The sequence below is a fragment of the Acidisoma sp. genome (assembly GCF_035492295.1).
Classification (GTDB): Bacteria; Pseudomonadota; Alphaproteobacteria; order Acetobacterales; family Acetobacteraceae; genus Acidisoma.
Genome location: NZ_DATJJK010000206.1, coordinates 1 through 17,278, shown reverse-complemented (window position 1 = coordinate 17,278; position 17,278 = coordinate 1). Strand labels below are relative to the sequence as shown.

The 17,278-nt window shown below is 65.4% G+C and carries 16 protein-coding genes; 9 read left to right on the top strand and 7 right to left on the bottom strand.

Translation table 11 applies throughout. The annotated features are described in order from the left end of the window. Nucleotides 1-244 precede the first annotated feature (244 nt). The gene (locus VL752_RS15940) at nt 245-2,923 is read left to right on the top strand and encodes an EAL domain-containing protein (protein ID WP_325356845.1); all 2,679 of its coding nucleotides are present in this window, start codon (nt 245-247) and stop codon (nt 2,921-2,923) included. A gap of 11 nt (nt 2,924-2,934) precedes the next feature. Here the strand turns inward: VL752_RS15940 and VL752_RS15935 are convergent, their stop codons facing one another. Continuing rightward, nucleotides 2,935-3,627 carry an LrgB family protein gene (locus tag VL752_RS15935; protein ID WP_325356844.1) on the bottom strand — a complete coding sequence of 231 codons (693 nt, stop codon included), beginning with the start codon at nt 3,625-3,627 and terminating at the stop codon, nt 2,935-2,937. After that, nucleotides 3,624-4,004 carry a CidA/LrgA family protein gene (locus tag VL752_RS15930; protein ID WP_325356846.1) on the bottom strand — a complete coding sequence of 127 codons (381 nt, stop codon included), beginning with the start codon at nt 4,002-4,004 and terminating at the stop codon, nt 3,624-3,626. The genes VL752_RS15935 and VL752_RS15930 overlap by 4 nt, the downstream gene beginning before the upstream one ends. Before the next feature lie 134 nt (nt 4,005-4,138). Between VL752_RS15930 and VL752_RS15925 the strand changes: the two genes are divergently transcribed. Continuing rightward, on the top strand, nt 4,139-5,017 hold the full coding sequence (locus VL752_RS15925; protein ID WP_325356843.1) for a LysR family transcriptional regulator: 879 nt from the start codon (nt 4,139-4,141) through the stop codon (nt 5,015-5,017). Nucleotides 5,018-5,065: 48 nt separating this feature from the next. Here VL752_RS15925 and VL752_RS15920 read toward each other — a convergent pair whose 3' ends face one another. From VL752_RS15920 to VL752_RS15910, 3 genes are all read right to left on the bottom strand, one after another. Continuing rightward, nucleotides 5,066-5,806, bottom strand: coding sequence for a 3-oxoacyl-ACP reductase family protein (locus tag VL752_RS15920; protein ID WP_325356842.1), 741 nt, complete (start codon nt 5,804-5,806; stop codon nt 5,066-5,068). Nucleotides 5,807-6,154: 348 nt separating this feature from the next. Continuing rightward, nucleotides 6,155-7,735 carry a methyl-accepting chemotaxis protein gene (locus VL752_RS15915; RefSeq protein ID WP_325356841.1) on the bottom strand — a complete coding sequence of 527 codons (1,581 nt, stop codon included), beginning with the start codon at nt 7,733-7,735 and terminating at the stop codon, nt 6,155-6,157. Between the two features lie 310 nt (nt 7,736-8,045). Continuing rightward, the gene (locus VL752_RS15910; protein WP_325356840.1) at nt 8,046-8,807 is read right to left on the bottom strand and encodes a VOC family protein; all 762 of its coding nucleotides are present in this window, start codon (nt 8,805-8,807) and stop codon (nt 8,046-8,048) included. A 139-nt stretch (nt 8,808-8,946) separates the two neighbouring features. Between VL752_RS15910 and VL752_RS15905 the strand changes: the two genes are divergently transcribed. Beyond that, nucleotides 8,947-9,393 carry a MarR family winged helix-turn-helix transcriptional regulator gene (locus VL752_RS15905; RefSeq protein ID WP_325356839.1) on the top strand — a complete coding sequence of 149 codons (447 nt, stop codon included), beginning with the start codon at nt 8,947-8,949 and terminating at the stop codon, nt 9,391-9,393. 63 nt (nt 9,394-9,456) lie between these two features. Here the strand turns inward: VL752_RS15905 and VL752_RS15900 are convergent, their stop codons facing one another. After that, a complete protein-coding gene (locus VL752_RS15900; RefSeq protein ID WP_325356838.1) occupies nt 9,457-9,996 on the bottom strand; it encodes a hypothetical protein in 540 nt (179 codons plus the stop codon). An 86-nt stretch (nt 9,997-10,082) separates the two neighbouring features. Beyond that, nucleotides 10,083-11,267 (bottom strand): MFS transporter, encoded by a 1,185-nt coding sequence (locus VL752_RS15895; RefSeq protein WP_325356837.1) that lies wholly within the window; start codon nt 11,265-11,267, stop codon nt 10,083-10,085. A gap of 354 nt (nt 11,268-11,621) precedes the next feature. Here VL752_RS15895 and VL752_RS15890 point away from each other — a divergent pair, with 354 nt between their 5' ends. The 6 genes from VL752_RS15890 to VL752_RS15865 all read left to right on the top strand — a co-directional run. Next, nucleotides 11,622-13,229, top strand: coding sequence for an ABC transporter substrate-binding protein (locus tag VL752_RS15890; RefSeq protein ID WP_325356836.1), 1,608 nt, complete (start codon nt 11,622-11,624; stop codon nt 13,227-13,229). 16 nt (nt 13,230-13,245) lie between these two features. After that, nucleotides 13,246-14,256: an ABC transporter permease gene (locus VL752_RS15885; protein ID WP_325356835.1), complete on the top strand. Its 1,011-nt coding sequence runs from the start codon at nt 13,246-13,248 to the stop codon at nt 14,254-14,256. Beyond that, on the top strand, nt 14,253-15,146 hold the full coding sequence (locus VL752_RS15880; protein ID WP_325356834.1) for an ABC transporter permease: 894 nt from the start codon (nt 14,253-14,255) through the stop codon (nt 15,144-15,146). The genes VL752_RS15885 and VL752_RS15880 overlap by 4 nt, the downstream gene beginning before the upstream one ends. Further along, complete coding sequence (locus VL752_RS15875) at nt 15,146-15,976, top strand: ABC transporter ATP-binding protein (protein ID WP_325356833.1); 831 nt, start codon at nt 15,146-15,148, stop codon at nt 15,974-15,976. The genes VL752_RS15880 and VL752_RS15875 overlap by 1 nt, the downstream gene beginning before the upstream one ends. Further along, entirely contained in the window at nt 15,973-16,761 is a 789-nt protein-coding gene (locus VL752_RS15870; protein ID WP_325356832.1) for an ABC transporter ATP-binding protein, read from the top strand. The genes VL752_RS15875 and VL752_RS15870 overlap by 4 nt, the downstream gene beginning before the upstream one ends. Nucleotides 16,762-17,038: 277 nt before the next feature. Next, the coding region (locus VL752_RS15865) for a hypothetical protein (protein WP_325356831.1) at nt 17,039-17,278 on the top strand (240 nt) is incomplete at its 3' end.

Here is a 17,278-nt window from a genome sequence, read left to right as displayed (position 1 = left end):
GTGGGAAGGGCGGGGTCGGATATTTGTCCACCGGATTCTCCATTGTGAAACCGGCATCCGTGGTCCGTGTATCGCTCATTGTCATCTCCGCTGTCTCCTTCGCAACGGCAGGTGATGCATCGTCCGGTCCCCTGCAACCGGCTCACCGGCTCGCGCGCGGGACTGTGTACCGACGTTTTGTCGTCTAATGGGTCGCTTCCTCCGCAAAGCTTGATATCGTTGCGACAGTGAGTGGAGACACGGAATGACCTTGCCGGCGCAAACGACGCCAGAGCAACGCCCCGACCCAAGTCTGCGCGTCTGTGGCAAGACCGAGACCCTGCTGACCGGCCTCCTTCTGGCCGGTCTGGTCATTCTCATTCTCGCGCTGGAACTCGGGCGCGACATCACCTCTCCCCTGCTGCCGCCCCATGTTCTCGGTTCCGCCGTGATCTCCGTGATCATCGTCGTGCTTCTCATTTTGTGGCGCACGGTCGCATTGCTGCGCCGCGCCCAGAGCGCCATTGCCGGCAGGATGCGCGCCCAGCAAGAACTCGAGCATCTCGCGTTCCGGGACTGGCAGACGGGCTTGCCCAACCGCTACGCCTTTGAGCAGCGCCTGCCCGACGCCCTCATCCAAGCCGAAGTAGAAGGCCGGGCCGTCGCGGTCGGCGTCATCGACCTCGACGACTTCAAGACCTTCAACGATGTCCACGGCCTTACGGCCGGCGACCGGCTGCTGCAGGACGTGGCCGTTCGGCTAAGGGAGACGCTGCCATCCGGGCAATTCGTCGGGCGCCTCGGCGCGGATGAATTCGTCCTGATCCTGGACCTGCCGGATGACGGCCAGACCCTGGCCGCGGCCGAAGCCGTTCTGCGCCAGCTTGAAACCGGCTTCGCCGAACCTTTCCTGGCCCCGGGCGGGGTAGAAATGACGGTCGGGATGAGCCTCGGCCTTGCCCTCTATCCGCAAGATGCGGCCAATCGCGACGGACTGCTCCGCACCGCTTTCGTGGCCCTGAACGAGATCAAGGCGAAGAAGCTCACGCGCACGACGTGGTGGCACATCGCGGGTCAGCCGATGGCCGAGCGTGATCCCGCCATGGCGGCGGCACCCTACGGGGAGACCAGCCGCGAATTGCTGGGCCAACTCGGGGCGGCGATCGCTCACGCCATAGAGGCCGAAATGCCCCGCTTGGTCGGCCTCCTCAGCGGCATGGAGCAGAGCCACCGGATCTTGACGATGATGGCGGCGGCCGAGACGGCGAGCCTCGCGACCTCCCTGCGCAACCACTTCGTCTTTCTGGCTCAACCCGATCTGACGGAGACCGCACATCGCGTGCGTTCGCTCAAGGTCGGCACCGTCCACGGGGTGGTCGGACTGCCCTCGGCCGACACGTTTCGCATGCTTGAGCAGTTCGGAGCGATGCTGCGCCGGACCGTCGATCGTGCGCCGCTGACCGCCGTTCAACGCCTGCAGGCCCAGACCGTTCTGCAGGCGCGCCTTGCCAACGAACTCCAGTTCGAGCAGCAGGGTCGCTGGCAGATCGACATCGAGCGGCAGCAGGCTATCGCCCGTATCCAACAGGGCGCGGGCGCCTGGTTCGCCGCCGGCACCTTCCCTGGCGAACTGGTCCAGACGTTGAGCACCCTGTGCGGCATCCACGGTGCCGCCTGGGGCCGACCGAATGATCACAATCTGCATGTGGTGGAATTCAGCGCCGGCTGCGCACTCAACGTTTTTATGGATCTCGAGGCACGCGGCATCGCACTTTGCTTCGGAACGCAGGAGGTCCATCTCGAACCCTGTACGCTCCGGGCGTGGGGCACGGGGCAGATCGAGGTCACGAACAACATTGCCCTCGATCCGCGCATGGCGGCTATGGTGCCGACCGCCCAGCTTTTCAGCGTGCGCAGCGCGGCGGCCGTGCCGGTGCGGGATGACAGCGGTCTGCCTGTCGCGATCCTGACGCTGTTCGGCGCTTATCCCGGCCAATTCTCAAATCAGCACGCGAGCATTTGGCTTTGGGCGCTACAGGAGATCGTGCAGCGTGGCAGCGGCGTGGCCACCGCCACGCAGGCGCCCATCTCCGTCGAGCGTCGTCGTAGTCTGCGCAATGCGCTTTACGGCGACGGGCTGCGGATGGAAATGCAACCGCTTATCGATCTCCGCTCCGGCAGGCTGTCCATGGTGGAAGCACTGGCGCGGATCACGCTCGAGGGTCAGAGCCTTCCACCGCCCGAATTCCTCTCAGCCTATGGCAGCCTGGAATTGCAGCACTTGTTCCGCCGCGGCCTGCATCAGTCGCTCGACTTCCTGGCGCAGACCGCCGACCGGCTGCCGGGCCTCGGGCTCGGCGTCAACCTGCCCCCGGCGGTGCTCGAGGCCGAGGGCTGCACGGATTGGATCACCGAGGCGCTGGACCGCTTCGGCATCGCGCCAGACCGCCTGTATCTCGAACTCCTGGAACTCGGCGACACGCGGAACTGGAAGGACCAGGCGACCAGCGCGCTGCGCGACCTTTCCAACCGCGGTGTGCATCTGGTTATGGACGATCTGGGCTCCGGCTATAGCGGGCTGCAGCGGCTGCGCACCCTGCCCTTCGACAAGGTGAAGATCGACCAGAACCTGATTCACCAGGCGCTGACGGACCCGCAAAGCACCATTCCCTTCATCGGCGGACTGATCCAGGTGGCCCACCGGCTCGGCATGACCGTGGTGGCGGAGGGGTTGGAAAGGCCCGATCTGATCGAGATGGTGGCTTTCCTCGGCGCTGATTACGGCCAGGGTTTCTCGCTTGCCCGACCGATGCCATGCGAGGCCGTGGCGGATTGGGCCGCCGGCTTCGTCTATGCCGTGAACCCGGCCCGCCCGCAGACGGCGCTCGGCGCGCGGGCCCTTCGCGAACGGGAGAAGGATGGCAGCCTCGCTCCCCTCGCCTAGGGTTCGCCGGTTCAGATCAGGAAACCGAAAACCGAAAGCAGCACGCAGGTGACGATAGCGTTGAGCGCCATGCCGAGGCTCGCGAAGGCACCGGCAGTAGGGTCCACCTGGAAGGCGCGCGCCGTGCCAAACCCGTGGGCGGCGACGCCGATGGCGAAGCCGCGCGCTCGATAATCCCGTATCTTCAGCACGTTGAAGAGCGGTGTTGCAGCCATGGCACCGATCACCCCGGCGAAGAGAACGATTGCCGCCGCGAGCGAGGGCACTCCGCCCAGCACATGAGCCATGGACATCGCGACCGGCGTCGTCAGCGCGCGCGGGGCGATGGAGGCGAGGATCGCGTGCGGCGCCCCGAAGAGGGAGAGGATGGCGACGGCGCTGACGCTCGCCGTCACCGCACCGGCGATGAGCGCCAGCAGGATCGGTACCGCAAGCCGGCGGATGAGCGCGCGCCGCTGCCAGATGGGTACGGCCAGACCAACGACCGCCGGCCCGAGCAGGAAGCCCAGCACATGCGTACTGCCCAGATAGACGGGATAGGGCGTGCGGGTCAGCAGCAACAGCGCGATCAGCACCGGCGTGGCGAGCAGCACGGGATGGCAGAGCGGATGCCGCCCCGAACGGCGGGAGAGCATGTCCGCCCCCTCGAAGACCACCAAGGTGATGGCGAGCCAGGCGACGGGACTGGCAAGAAGATCGCTCATGCGACGACCCCCTTCTCCCGCCCCAGCGGCGCGCGGCGCTCGCCCAGGGCAAGCGCCCAATGGAAAACGAGAACGGTGACCACCAGTGTGAGCAATGTGGAGACCGTCGTCGCGACGACGAGGCCGATGCCGTAGCGGGACAACACGGGCCCTTGAGCAACAAGGCCGACCGCCGCCGGCACGAACATCACGGAGAGATGGGCGGTCAGCCAACTGGTGACCTGGCTCAGCGTCTCTCGCTCGCGCTTCAGGCTCGCGAGCCAAAGCAGCAGGATCACCATGCCGAGCACGGAGCCCGGAAGCGGCAGGCCGACTACCCGCGCCACGACGTCGCCCACGAATTCGCAGACGAAAAGTAGGGAAATGGCGCCGACCATGCTCAAAGGAAATGCCGCTCAGAAAGTGAATGAGGCCGCCTGACGGGTGGCCGGGATGGACAAAGGATAGCCAGAGCAGACAATATATGTAAAATGACTTGTTTCGATCTAAATCAGTCTAAAATGGAATACTTATGGATCTGCGTGCTCTCCGTGCCTTCACCGAGGTCATCCGCCAGGGCGGCTTCTCCCAGGCGGCGGAAGCGCTGCATACGACGCAATCCAATGTCAGCAAGACGGTGCGGCAGTTGGAGGAGGAGGTCGGGCTGCCGCTGCTCGACCGTGTCGGCCATCGCTCCCACCTCACGGTGGCTGGCGAGGTGGTTCATGCGCGCGCGTTGAAAATGCTGGCGGACCGCGCGGATCTGGTGCGGGAACTGGAGGAGATGCGCGGCCTGCGGCGCGGCCGCCTGCGGCTAGGCCTGGCGCCTATTGGTGCCAGTACGCTTTTCGCACCGCATTTCGCAACCTATCGGGCGCGCTATCCGGGGATCGAGATTTCGCTGGTGGAACAGGGGTCGAGCCGGCTCCAGGAGATGCTGCGGGAGGGTGAAATCGACCTCGGTGCCCTGCTGATGCCGGTGCCCGACGCCTTCGACTGGCAGGATGCCCGGCGTTCACCGGTGGTCGCCGTGGTGCCGCAGGCGGATCACCTGCCCCGCGACCGACCGGTGCCACTGGCCGCCCTCGCCGATCATCCATTCATCCTCTTCGAAGCCGGGTTTGCGCTGAACGCCATGGTGCTGGATGCATGCGCCAAGGCGGGGATCAGCCCGCGGATCGTCGCCCGGTCCAGCCAGCCCGATTTCATCTTCGCGCTGGTCGCGGCCGGGCTCGGCATCGGTTTCCTCCCGCGACTGATCGTGGAGGAGCGCGCGCCTCCCGGCGTGCGCGTGGTCACGGTCACCGAGCCCGACATGCTGTGGCACATGGTCCTTGCCTGGCGGCGGGACGGCTACCTTTCGGACGCCGCCCGTGCCTGGCTCGCCCTCCTACGCGGCGAGGCAACCTGAGGGTTGGCGTGCGAGGCGGCGGTCGGCCGTCACCCCGCACGATACTCCTCAGGCATTGGTGCCGCCGTCGACGGTCAAATTGGCGCCGGTGATGTAGCTGGCCTCCGGCCCCGCCACGAAGGCGACCATCGCCGCGATGTCATCGGCATGGCCGTAGCGCTTCAACGCCGTATTCGCGATCTGCGGGCTTGCCCAGTCTCCGGCAGCGGGATTGAGATCGGTATCGATCGGCCCGGGCTGGACATTGTTGACCGTGATGCCACGGGACCCCACTTCCCGGGCGAGACCCTGGGTGAACATCTTCACCGCCCCCTTGGTGGCGGCATAGGCGACCAAGCCAGGCGTTGCCATCCGTTCGCCGACACTCGAGCCGATCGTGATGATGCGGCCGCCCTCGCCCAAATGCTTGAGCGCCGCCTGCGTTGCGACGAACACACCGCGCAGATTGATGTCGATCACGCGGTCCATCTCTTCGAGCGTGGCCTCCTCGAAGGGTTTTGGAATGGCGGTACCGGCATTGTTGACGAGGATGTCGAGCCTGTTGAAGGTGGCGACGGTTTTCTCGACCGCGGCCTGAACGGCCTTGGCATCCGCCGCATCCGCCTGAATGGCGATGGCGGTGCCACCCGCACGTTCGATCTCCGCCACCACCTGCGCCGCCGCATCGGTGCCGCGGGTATAGGTGATGGCGACCTTGGCACCGTCCTTCGCCAGTCGTTTGGCGATGCCGGCACCGATGCCCCGCGACCCGCCGGTGACAAGAGCGGTTTTCCCCTCAAGTTTCATCATGTTGATTTTCTCCCGAATTTGGCTCCCCACCGAAGGATGGGGAGCGCCGTGGCAGATAAGTAACGGCCACTGGTTTTCTTGAATAATACTTTGTAGGTTCAGAGCTATGCCTGCGAGCTATAGGGACAAGCATGGAGCTGAGGCATCTGCGCTACGTCATGGCTGTCGCAGAAGAGAGAAGTCTCAGGCTGGCCGCCGAGAAACGGCTGCGCACCGCCTAGCCTCGCTGAGCCGGCAAATACGGGATCGCGAATGGGAGACCATCCGCGCCTCTCACTTACAGGCAAACGCGGCTCAGTCCGAATGCCGTGATCTCATGAGGACGGCGGCATTCGTCCGGATCGCACTCTAGAACTCGTCCCAGCCCTCATCGCCGGCATGGGCTGCCACCGGCTTGGGCTTCGCTGACCCTGCCGCAACGCGCCGCTCCGCGACCGGGCGAGACAGCGCCCGGCGCGGCACACTGCCTGCGGGGGCCTGGGGGGCGGCTTTGGGCGCTGTACCCTCGCGCCGCGCGGGTTCGGCGCTGCTGATTGAGAACTGCCCGACCATGCGCGCCAAATCCTCCGCCTCGCTGGCCATGCCGTGGCTGGCAGCGGTTGTTTCCTCCACCATGGAGGCATTCTGCTGCGTCGCCTGGTCCATCTGATTGACCGCGGTATTCACCTCGGCCAGGCCGGTTGCCTGTTCCTGGGCGGAATTGGCGATCTCGGTGACCAGCACGCTCATCCTGTTGACTTGATCGACGATGCGTTCCAGCGCCTGCCCGGTCTCCGCGACCAGCTTGACCCCCGTCTCCACCTGCTTGCTGGAGGCCATGATGAGGGTCTTGATCTCCTTCGCGGCATCGGCGGAGCGCTGCGCCAGCGCACGCACCTCCGTCGCGACAACCGCGAAGCCACGCCCGGCATCGCCGGCCCGCGCCGCCTCGACCCCGGCATTGAGCGCTAGAAGATTGGTCTGGAAAGCAATCTCGTCGATCACGCCGATAATGTTGCCGATCTGCTTGGATGAGTTCTCGATCCCGCCCATGGCCTTGACCGCTTCACCCACTACCGCCCCGGAGCGCTCCGCATCGGTCTTGGCGGAGCTGACGACGCCACGCGCCTCGTTGGCACCCTGGGCGGTTGCCTTCACATTGGCGGTGACCTGGTCCAGTGCCGCGGCGGTCTCCTCCAGACTGGCGGCCTGCTGTTCGGTGCGACGGGAAAGATCGTCGGTGGCCTTGGTGATCTCGCCCGCGCCGGCGCGCACGCTTTTGGTGCTGGTGACGATGGCCTTCATCGTCTCTTCCATGCTTTGCGCAGTCGCATTGAAGTTTCGTTTCAGCGCCTCGTTCTTCTCGGACAAATGTGCGGTGATCCGATGCGTCAAGTCACCTTCGGCCAGGGCGACCATGCCTTTCGCCAAAATCTCCATGGCATGGTGATCTTCCTCGGCGACACGGGCGCGCTCCGCCTCGATCGTGGCGCGGGCGGCATCGGCAGTCTTGGTCATGTGATCGAAGTAATGATGCATGACGACGGCAACATCCGACAGAACCGAGCGCATCAGGGATTCGATCAGCTTGTCGCGGTCGCCTCTGAAGCGGCTTTTTCTTTTCAGCAAAGTCTGCGTCAGGCCGGCGGCATAGGCGGCATAGACGCTGCTCAGATAGCGTACATAATCCACCTGTTCGGCAAGGCCCTTGGAAATCACAGCCTGCTGCTCGAAATAGTCGTTCGAAAAGTCGCCGCGCGCGATGAAGGCGAATTTCCGCTGCTCGATGGCCAGCGTGTCCTCCGGCATCTTCTGCAGCGAGGCGTCCGCCGCGCGGTAGGCTTTCAGCAGGATGGCTTCGAGATTCGTGTGGATCAGGTCATAGACCATGGCCCCCGTTGCCTGGTCGGCGGCTCCCCAGGGTGTCAGCTGCTGCTTGATATCGGACATGTTGGCTCCATGGGTTGGCAGGCGGGCAATCGTCTGCTGGCGTCATCCGGCTCGCGCGCGACACGCCTGGAGCCACCAACTCACGTGAGTCTAGGGCTGGGCTTGCTAAGCAAATGTAAATCCTTGCGGTGCTGCAATCTCTGCGCCGCGCGCCCGCGCGGCGCCTGCGGGCATGGCGCGCAGGACCTCCGCGAGAGAGCCATCGTCACTCATCGATGACACGAAGGACTTGACGATCCGTTAACGCCAACGCGGGAATGACCGCCGTCCTGCCACGGCGGTCCGGTTCGTCGCCGAGACCTCCCTCGCGTCAGCCCTTTCTCATCCCCACGAGCGCGAAGTTGCCGCCCTGGGGATCCTGTGCGTTGATGATCCAGGCACCCCCGGGCACTTCCTGCGGGCCGAACAGCACCGTGCCGCCATTGGACTTCACCCGTTCCAACCCGGCGTCGATGTCATCAACCACGAAATAGTAGAGCCAGTAGGGGTGCGGCGAGGATTGCGTATCCGTCATCATGCCGCCGCAGGGCAAGCCGCTGCCCTTGAAGAGCTGGTAGACGCCCATCGGACCCATGTCGTGCGCGGTGTCCTTGCTCCAGCCAAACGTCTCTTCGTAGAAGGGCCAGATCGCCGGCGCATCGCGCGCGTGCAGCTCATTCCACCCGACCGAGCCGGTCTGCATCATGCCGAGTGGCGGCGGTGGCTCGCCGGCTCCCTTGAACAGCATGAAGACCGCCCCCTGCGGGTCGGATACGACCGCGAAACGGCCGATCGAGGGGATGTCCTCCGGCGCCTTGTGGATGCTGCCTCCGGCTGTCTCGATCTCCTTCGCCTTGGCATCGACGTCATCCACGGCAATGTAGCCGAACCAGATCGGGCGCGGCGGCATCTGTGCTGCCGGCAAAGTCATGATGCCGGCGATCTGCCGGTCCCCAAGACAGGCGAGGCTGTAGTCGATGCCCGGCAAACCCGAAGGTCTGATCGTCCAGCCAACGACCTTGCCATAGAAAGCCGCCGCGGCGACGGGATCGGTTGTGCACAGTTCGTGCCAGACGAAATCACCCTGCTTCATCGTTTTTCCTCCTCATCCAGACGGTATTACCCATGGTGAAAAGACCCGCGCCCCGCAGCATATCATCCCGGTGCCAGCAGCCACCGAACCAATTTCGCTCCGGCCTTGACAATTAGGTTGATATCAACATATCTAGATCATGTCAAATACAGTGCCTTTCGAGATTACCCTGCTGGTTCGCGATACGTGCCTCTGCCTTCATGCGCAGCGCGCGGCACGCGCACTGGCGCGGCGCTTCGACGAAGTGTTGCGGCCGGCCGGGCTGACCAACCAACAATTCTCTCTGCTGATGGCGCTGAACCGCCCTGCGCCGCCACCGATGGGCCCGGTTGCCAAGCTTCTGGAGATGGACCGCACGACACTCACCGCGGCGCTTAAGCCACTCGAGCGGCGCGGGCTGGTGCGGATCCAACCCTCGGAGGTCGACCGCCGCACCCGCCTGCTCGTCCTTACAGAAGCCGGCGCGGCAGCGCTTGCCGCCGCCCTGCCCATCTGGCGGGAAACTCATGCCGCGATCGAACGCAAACTCCGCACCTTCGATCCCGATGCGCTGCGCGCCGCGCTTGCGACGTTATCCAATGTTTGACGCGTCGTTCGGCCGGTTACTGACCGGTTGTGCTGTCCCTACCGGCGGGAATGGCCCCGGCGACTAGCGTACCGCGATATGGAACAGCACGGTGGGCGCATCGCCATCGGGGAAGAAAATCTGCACCGCCGTGGTATCCTCGCCGTAGAAGCTGGGCGAGGACTGGTAGGTGATGATCGTTGCCGGGCTACGTCTGGAATTGCAGGCATAGGGTGGATCGCCGGGCACATAGTGCGGAAACGCCGTTCCTGAAGCGATATGAACCTTGCCGTGATCCGGCGCCACCACCACCTTGGCTCCCACCGAACCGAGCGGAGAGCAGTCCGCGTTCAGGGATTCCGGGGCGGCGAGCAGTAGGGTGGCACCGGCCATCGTCGCCTTGTGCATGACGATCTCCTTGGCCTTTGCCATCCGCGCGGTGGAGGTCAACACCACGGTCGGTGGCGCCGGCTGGGCCGCCGCTGCGGGCACTGCTACGGGCGCGGCCACACTCGCGGCTACTGCGTGCGTGGAGGTGACCTGCCCATCCTCGACAACCACATCGTCCTTCACACAGCCGCCGAGGGCAAGGCAGGCGCAGGCCAGCAGGACAGAGCGGAACATGGACGCTTCCCGGAATTATTCCGCGATAGTGTGCTCATCCGGGCTGGATCGGCAAGGGTCCATCGCGACGCGCGGGGTGCGCGCAATCACGCCGGGCGGGGACGGCTGGCCCGGTGCGCGGCAACTGCCATGAGCAGCGCCCCGCTCGCCGCAAGACCGCCGATGAAGAAGATCGGCCCATAACCGGAATGATCGGCGACCAGACCCATCACCGGCCCGGTCAGCCCATAGGCGAGATCCTGGAAGGCGGCGAAGCCGCCGACCGCGGTGCCGCGCAGCTGCGGTGGCACCAGCTTGACGACCTCCGAGCCCATGGCCGGAAAGACCATGGAGCAGCCGAGGCCGGTGAGCAGCGCGCCGAGCAGCGCCGCGCCCGGTCCGGGGGCCAGCCAGATGAGATACTGGCCGCAGGCCTCCACGGCGAGCGAGGCAATGGCGACCGGCGTGCCGCCGATGCGGTCGGGCAGATGGCCGCAAAGCAGGCGGACCAGCACGAAGCCGAGACCGAAACAGGTGAGGCCAAGGCCAGCATGGGCCCATCCCCGGCTGAGCGCATACAGTGAGAAGAAGGCGCCGAGTGCCGCGAAACCCACGCCTTGCAGCCCCACGGTGCTGCCCGGCAGCCAGATCCGCCCGATGATCCGCCAGAAGCTTTCGCGCCGGCCGGCATGCGGCGCCACCGCCGGCACCAGCGTGATGCAGGCGAGGCCCAAGACAGGCAGAAGGGCGCAGACCGCCATGGTACCGGAGAAGCCGAGCCGATGCAGCAGTGCCAGGCCCAGCGGGCCGCCGAGCGCGAAGGCGCCATACATGCCCATGCCGACGAGCGACATCACCCGGCCGGACCGCGCCGCACCCATCAGGCCGATGGACCAGCCGATCATGCCCACCATGGTCAGGCTCTCGCCCAGGCCGAGCAACAGCCGGCCGAGGATGAGAACCCCGTAGGAGAGCGGCACCGGCAGCACCGGCAGGCCCGAAGCAAGGCAGACGAGTGCCGCCGCCAGATAGAGAACCAGGCCGCGCCGCATGCAGGGCCTGCCGCCCAATCGATCCACCAGCGCGCCTGCATGGCTGCGCGTCAGGATTGTCGAAAGAAAGGCGATGCCGACTGCGAGCCCGGCATAGGCGTTGTTAAGCCCGAGTGTCGCGACCACGTGTACCGGGACCACGGGCAATGACATGGCAACAGAGAGGTAGGTGAGAAACAGCATCACCGTGAGTGCGATGACGCGGCGATGCGCCTGATCAGGCGCCTTCAGTCGAAGCATGATGTTGCGTTCCATATGGTCGTGGCCACCGGGCACGGCGCCCGGGACAATCACCCGGCGCTGACTCCGAGACCGGATCCGTTTCTCCGTTCGGCAGCCCTGTGAAGCCAGGTCCGTGGCTGAAAATACGACGAATGGTTCGCATTTCTCTATTCGCATTGCCGCCCCGGCGCAGCTCGCCCTGAAATCCACGCATAATCAAGGCCGTCCCTGCCCGGCCCGGCCTGCCACACGTGCCCTGGGATCAGGCACATTCAGATTGCGGCGGGCCCGCGCGGCGGATCACAGGCCCCTCTACCGTTCCGGCGCCCAGCTGATATGATCGGATCAAACCGCAGAAAGAGAGTGTGTGTGATGTTGACACGTCGGAGCCTGCTCGCAACCACGGCCGGCACGGCCGCCATTCTCGGCCTCGGCCCTCTCGCGGCCGCCCCGGCTTTCGCCAAGACGCCCAAGAACATGGCGGTGATGGCGAAGCAGATCGACGACATGGTGAGCCTCGACCCCGCGGAATCCTACGAGTTCACCGATAACGAGGTGGATTCCAATTGCTACAGCAAACTTGTCGTGCCTGATCGGGCGGATCCCAGCAAGATCGTCGGCGACCTCGCCCAGTCCTGGGATGTCACCCCGGACGGTCTCACCATCACCTTCCACCTCAAGTCCGACGTGCTCTTCGCTTCCGGCAATGCGGTGACCGCCGAGGATGCCGCTTATTCCCTGCAGCGCGTCATCAAGCTCAACAAGGCGCCTGCTTTCGTCATCGGCCAGTTCGGCTTCACGCCGGCGAATGTCGACAGCCTGATCAAGGCGACCGACGCCCATACCCTCGTCGTCCAGCTTCCGGCCCTGCAGGCGACGAGCTTTCTGCTCTACTGCCTCTCGGCCAATGTCGGCGGCATCGTGGAGAAGGCGGTGGCCGAGGCCCATGCCATGAATGGCGATTTCGGCAATGCCTGGCTGAAGACGAACAGCGCCGGCAGCGGCGCCTTCGTGCTCGTCTCCTGGGTCGCGAGCGACCACATCATCCTCAACGTCAATCCGCACTTCAAGCCGCAGCCGGCGATGAAGCGCATTGCCATCCGTCATGTCGCGGACCCCTCCGCCCAGCTTCTGCTGGTGCAGAAGGGCGACGTAGACATTGCGCGTGACCTGACATCGGATCAGCTCAAGTCCATATCTGGCGACAAGAAGCTCCACCTGATCACCGCCAATCAGGCGGCGCAGATGTATGTCGCCATGAACGAATCCGTGCCGCAGTTGGCCAAGCCCGAAGTGCGGCAGGCGATCAAATGGGCCATCGGCTACGCGGCGATTGCCGAACACATCACGCCCGATACCTGGAATGTCTCGCAATCCTTCCTGCCCAAGGGCCTGCCCGGCACGCTGGACGAGACGCCCTTCCATAAAGACACCGCGAAAGCCAAGGCGCTGATGGAGAAGGCCGGCCTCGCGGACGGTTTCTCCGTCAGCATGGATTACATTTCCCATTCGCCCTATTCTGATATCGCCCAGGCCATTCAGGCCGACCTCGGCGCCATTGGCATCAAGATCACGCTGGTGCCCGGAGAGGAGAAGCAGGTCATCACCAAGACCCGCCAGCGTGCCCATCAGCTCGCGCTCCTCGAATGGTTCCCGGACTATTTCGATCCGAACTCGAACGCGCAGGCTTTCTGCTTCAATCCGGACGACTCGGATGCGAGCAAGGTGCGCGTTCCCGCCTGGCGCAGTCATTTCGTGGACAAGACCCTGACGGCCGACGTGCTCTCCGCCTCCAAGGAAACGGACACCGCCAAGCGCATTGCGATTTATGCCGATATGCAGAAGAGCTTCTGGGAGACCGCACCCTTCGCCTTCGTCCTGCAGAAGAATGACGTGGCGACGCTGCGCGCCGGCGTGAATGGCCTGTTCCTGGGCGCGCTGCCGGACTTCACCAGCTATCGCGGCATCACCAAGAGCTAGAGGCCGGGACCGCGCCTTGCTACGCCTGAAGGGCATCGCCCAAACGCTCGGGAGCGTGCTCGTCACGCTCTTCGGGCTGGTCTTCGTCACCTTCATCATCGGCCGGGTGGTGCCGATCGACCCGATCATCGCGATCGTGGGCGATCATGCGCCGCCCGACGTGGTGGCGGCGGCGCGCCACTCGCTTGGGCTCGACCGGCCGCTGCCCGTGCAGTTTCTGATCTACGTGAACCATCTCCTGCACGGCGATCTCGGCCGCTCGGTGATGACCTCGCATCCCGTCACGCAGGATATCGCGCAGTATTTCCCGGCGACCGTGGAGCTTGCGACGGCCGCCATCCTCATCGCCATGCTGGTGGGCATTCCGCTCGGCGTTTTCGCTGCCGCCTGGCAGGGCTCGCGCTTCGACCAGGCGGTGCGGGTGCTGAGCCTGGCCGGCCAGTCCATCCCGGTCTTCGTCCTCGGACTCATCGCGCTCCTTGTCTTCTACGTGAAGCTCGGCTGGGCGCCGGGCACGGGGCAGCAGGACGTGCTGTATGACGGCATGGTGCCGCATGTGACGGGCATGCTGGTGATCGATGCGATGCTGGACGGCGACTGGGATGCGGTCTGGGATGCGCTGGCGCATCTCGCCCTGCCCGCCCTGGTCCTCGCCTATTTCAGCCTCTCCACCATTACCCGCATGACCCGCGCCTTCATGCTCGACGCGCTGGGCGGGGAGTATATCGTCACCGCCCGGGCCAAGGGCCTTTCGGCCTCGCGCATCCTGTGGCGGCACGGATTCGGCAATATCGCGGTGCCGCTGATTACCGTCCTCGCGCTGGCCTATGCCGGGTTGCTGGAAGGTGCCGTGCTGACCGAGGTGATCTTCTCGTGGCCCGGAATCGGGCAGTATCTCACCGTGTCGCTGCTGAACGCGGACATGAACGCCGTGCTCGGGGCGACGCTGGTGATCGGCTGTGTCTATATCGGCCTCAACATGCTGGCCGATCTTGCCTACAAGCTTTTCGATCCGAGGGTGCGATGAGCACGCGCGACTGGCTGCTGACCGATACCCCGGCCTCCCGCGCCCAGGCCACCTGGGGGCGGCAATACCGCCGCTGGCTGCAGTTCCGCCGCAACGGCCTGGCCATGCTCGGCCTCGTCATCGTCCTCGTGCTGATCTTCATAGCCTTCTTCGCGCCGCTGCTGGCCCCGCAGAATCCCGACGCACAGAACCTCGCCGCGCGCCTGCAGCCACCGTCGGCCGCCCACTGGCTCGGCACCGACGAACTCGGCCGCGACCTGCTCTCCCGCGTGCTCTACGGCGCGCGGGTGACGCTCGGCATGGTGGTCGCCATCGTCGTGCTGGTGGCACCCGTGGGCCTCGCCGTCGGCAGTATCGCGGGCTATGCCGGCGGCTGGGTGGACCGCGTGCTGATGCGCATCACGGATGTCTTCCTGGCCGTGCCGCAGCTGATCCTGGCGTTGGCCTTCGTGGCCGCCCTCAAGCCCGGCATCACCAGCGCGGTGATCGCCATCGCGCTCACCGCCTGGCCGCCCTATGCCCGCCAGGCGCGCGCCGACACGCTCGGCATCCGGCACAGCGATTTCATCGCCGCCGCCCGGCTGACCGGGGCCAGCCGCCCCCGCATCATCCTGCGCCACATCATTCCGCTCTGCCTTTCCAGCATGATCGTGCGCATGACCCTCTCCATGAGCGGCATCATTCTGACGGCCGCGGGCCTCGGCTTCCTCGGAATGGGCGCGCAGCCGCCGACGCCCGAATGGGGCACCATGATCGCGACCTCGCGTGCCTTCATCCTCGCCCAATGGTGGGTGCCTGCAACCCCGGGCATCGCCATCTTCGTCGCCTCCCTCGCCTTCAACCTGCTCGGCGACGGTCTGCGCGACGTTCTTGACCCGAGGCAAGGCTGATGCTGGTTCGGATCGACAATCTACGCATCGGCTTCCCGACGCCGCAGGGCCTGAGCGAGGCGGTGCGCGGCGTCTCGCTGACACTTGGCCAGGAGAAGCTCGGCATCGTCGGGGAAAGCGGCTCCGGCAAGTCGCTCACCGCGCGCTCGCTGTTGCGGCTGCTGCCGAATAGTGCGGTCGTGACCGCCGACCGACTGGAGTTTGACGGTATCGATCTGCGCGGCGCCTCTGAGCGCAAACTCCGCCGCATTCGCGGCAAGCGCGCGGGGCTGATCATGCAGGACCCGAAATACTCGCTCAATCCGGTAATGACGGCGGGGGCCCAGATTGCCGAGGCCTGGGCGGCGCATAAGGGCGGCGGGCGGCGTGTTGCGGCGCAAGCGGCGGTCGACCTGCTGGAGCAGGTGAAGATCCGCGATCCTGCCCGGGTCGCGAAGCTCTATCCGCACGAGCTTTCGGGCGGCATGGGCCAGCGCGTGATGATCGCCATGATGTTGGCGCCTGACCCCGAACTGCTGATTGCCGACGAGCCCACCAGCGCGCTGGACGCGACGGTGCAGGCCGAGATCCTTCGGCTGATCGAGGATCTCGTTTCCCGTCGCGGCATGGGGCTGATGTTGATCAGTCACGATCTGCCGTTGGTCTCTCACTTCTGCGACCGTGTGCTGGTGATGTATGCAGGCCGCATCGTGGAGGAGGTGCGCGCTGCCGACCTGCACCGGGCGAAACATCCCTATACGCGCGGGCTGCTCGCCTGCCTGCCTTCGCTGGTCGCCCCGAAAGAGACGCTACCGGTATTGACGCGCGATCCTTCCTGGAATGCGGCATGATCACGGTTGAGGATCTGCGCGTCCGCTTCGGCAGCCGCGAGGTCGTGCGTGGCGTATCCTTCGCCGTGCCCAAGGGCGGCAGTTTCGGCATGGTGGGGGAAAGCGGCTCCGGCAAATCGACCATCCTGCGCGCACTCTCCGGCCTCAATGCCGAATGGACCGGACGCATGGCGGTGGACGGCATCCCGCTGACGCCCCGCCGTAGCAAAGCCTTCTTCCGCCGCGTGCAGATGGTGTTTCAGGACCCCTACGGCTCGCTGCATCCCGGCCAGACGATCGACCGCGCGCTGGCCGAACCGTTGCTGGTCCATGGCATCGGCGATATCGAAAACCGTATCCTGCGGGCACTCGCCGAAGTGGCCCTGCCAGCATCCGTGCGCTTTCGCTTTCCGCACCAGATATCGGGCGGACAGCGTCAGCGTGTGGCCATTGCCCGCGCGCTGATGGCCGAACCCGAGGTTCTGCTGCTGGACGAGCCGACCAGCGCGCTCGACGTCTCGGTGCAGGCGGAAGTGCTGAACCTGCTGAAAAGCCTGCAGGCGGCGCGCGGCCTCACCTATGTCATGGTCAGCCACAACCTGGCCGTGGTCGCGCATCTTTGCCCGAAAGTGGGTGTGATGCAGGGCGGCGAACTGGTGGAAACCCTTTCGGCGGAGGATCTGCGCGCCGGCCGGACGCGGCATCCGCATACGACGGAGCTGCGGTCGCTGAGCGTGGAGTTGGAGGATCCGGACGAGGAGCCGAGTGGCCCGGCACACCCAGGACTTGGCGGATCCGGCACTTGAGGCGACCCTCACGTTGCAACCGCGCGGCGGGTGACGCACCAGCCGTTTTCCGGTGCTGCGCTTGCATCTTCTCATCGATATAGGCCGACTGAGCGCTGGCGCCACGAAACGAGAAGAAGGCAACGCTCCGGGACCGCCCCTGCTTTTCTGTGCAAGGACCGGTCAAGACCGACGCGACTGTCGTGGCGCTGACCAATGCGCTACTGGGTCAATTGGCGGCCCGCATCGGCGCCGGTCTGGCGCGACTGATGCCGCCGGGACAGGGAGGGAGGCGTGCATGAAGACGGTTGAGGATTTCCGGCAGAGTTTATCGGCATCCACCCCGCCCGCGCATTTGGCACCTGCGCTGGCAGCGCTGTGGTGGGCTGGCAAAGGTGATTGGAAGGCAGCGCACGACATCGTGCAGGAGCATGAGGGCGAGGCGGATTCCGACCTCATCCACGCCCACCTGCACCGCCAGGAGGGCGACCTCGGCAACGCCCGCTACTGGTATCGCCGCGCCGGGCGGCCGGTTCCG

Bases quoted from the DNA above. Each gene is read 5' to 3' on its own strand.
- VL752_RS15940 (WP_325356845.1), top strand. From the start codon at position 245: ATGACCTTGCCGGCGCAAACGACGCCAGAGCAACGCCCCGACCCAAGT.
- VL752_RS15935 (WP_325356844.1), bottom strand. From the start codon at position 3,627: ATGAGCGATCTTCTTGCCAGTCCCGTCGCCTGGCTCGCCATCACCTTG.
- VL752_RS15930 (WP_325356846.1), bottom strand. From the start codon at position 4,004: ATGGTCGGCGCCATTTCCCTACTTTTCGTCTGCGAATTCGTGGGCGAC.
- VL752_RS15925 (WP_325356843.1), top strand. From the start codon at position 4,139: ATGGATCTGCGTGCTCTCCGTGCCTTCACCGAGGTCATCCGCCAGGGC.
- VL752_RS15920 (WP_325356842.1), bottom strand. From the start codon at position 5,806: ATGATGAAACTTGAGGGGAAAACCGCTCTTGTCACCGGCGGGTCGCGG.
- VL752_RS15915 (WP_325356841.1), bottom strand. From the start codon at position 7,735: ATGTCCGATATCAAGCAGCAGCTGACACCCTGGGGAGCCGCCGACCAG.
- VL752_RS15910 (WP_325356840.1), bottom strand. From the start codon at position 8,807: ATGAAGCAGGGTGATTTCGTCTGGCACGAACTGTGCACAACCGATCCC.
- VL752_RS15905 (WP_325356839.1), top strand. From the start codon at position 8,947: ATGTCAAATACAGTGCCTTTCGAGATTACCCTGCTGGTTCGCGATACG.
- VL752_RS15900 (WP_325356838.1), bottom strand. From the start codon at position 9,996: ATGTTCCGCTCTGTCCTGCTGGCCTGCGCCTGCCTTGCCCTCGGCGGC.
- VL752_RS15895 (WP_325356837.1), bottom strand. From the start codon at position 11,267: ATGCTTCGACTGAAGGCGCCTGATCAGGCGCATCGCCGCGTCATCGCA.
- VL752_RS15890 (WP_325356836.1), top strand. From the start codon at position 11,622: ATGTTGACACGTCGGAGCCTGCTCGCAACCACGGCCGGCACGGCCGCC.
- VL752_RS15880 (WP_325356834.1), top strand. From the start codon at position 14,253: ATGAGCACGCGCGACTGGCTGCTGACCGATACCCCGGCCTCCCGCGCC.
- VL752_RS15875 (WP_325356833.1), top strand. From the start codon at position 15,146: ATGCTGGTTCGGATCGACAATCTACGCATCGGCTTCCCGACGCCGCAG.
- VL752_RS15870 (WP_325356832.1), top strand. From the start codon at position 15,973: ATGATCACGGTTGAGGATCTGCGCGTCCGCTTCGGCAGCCGCGAGGTC.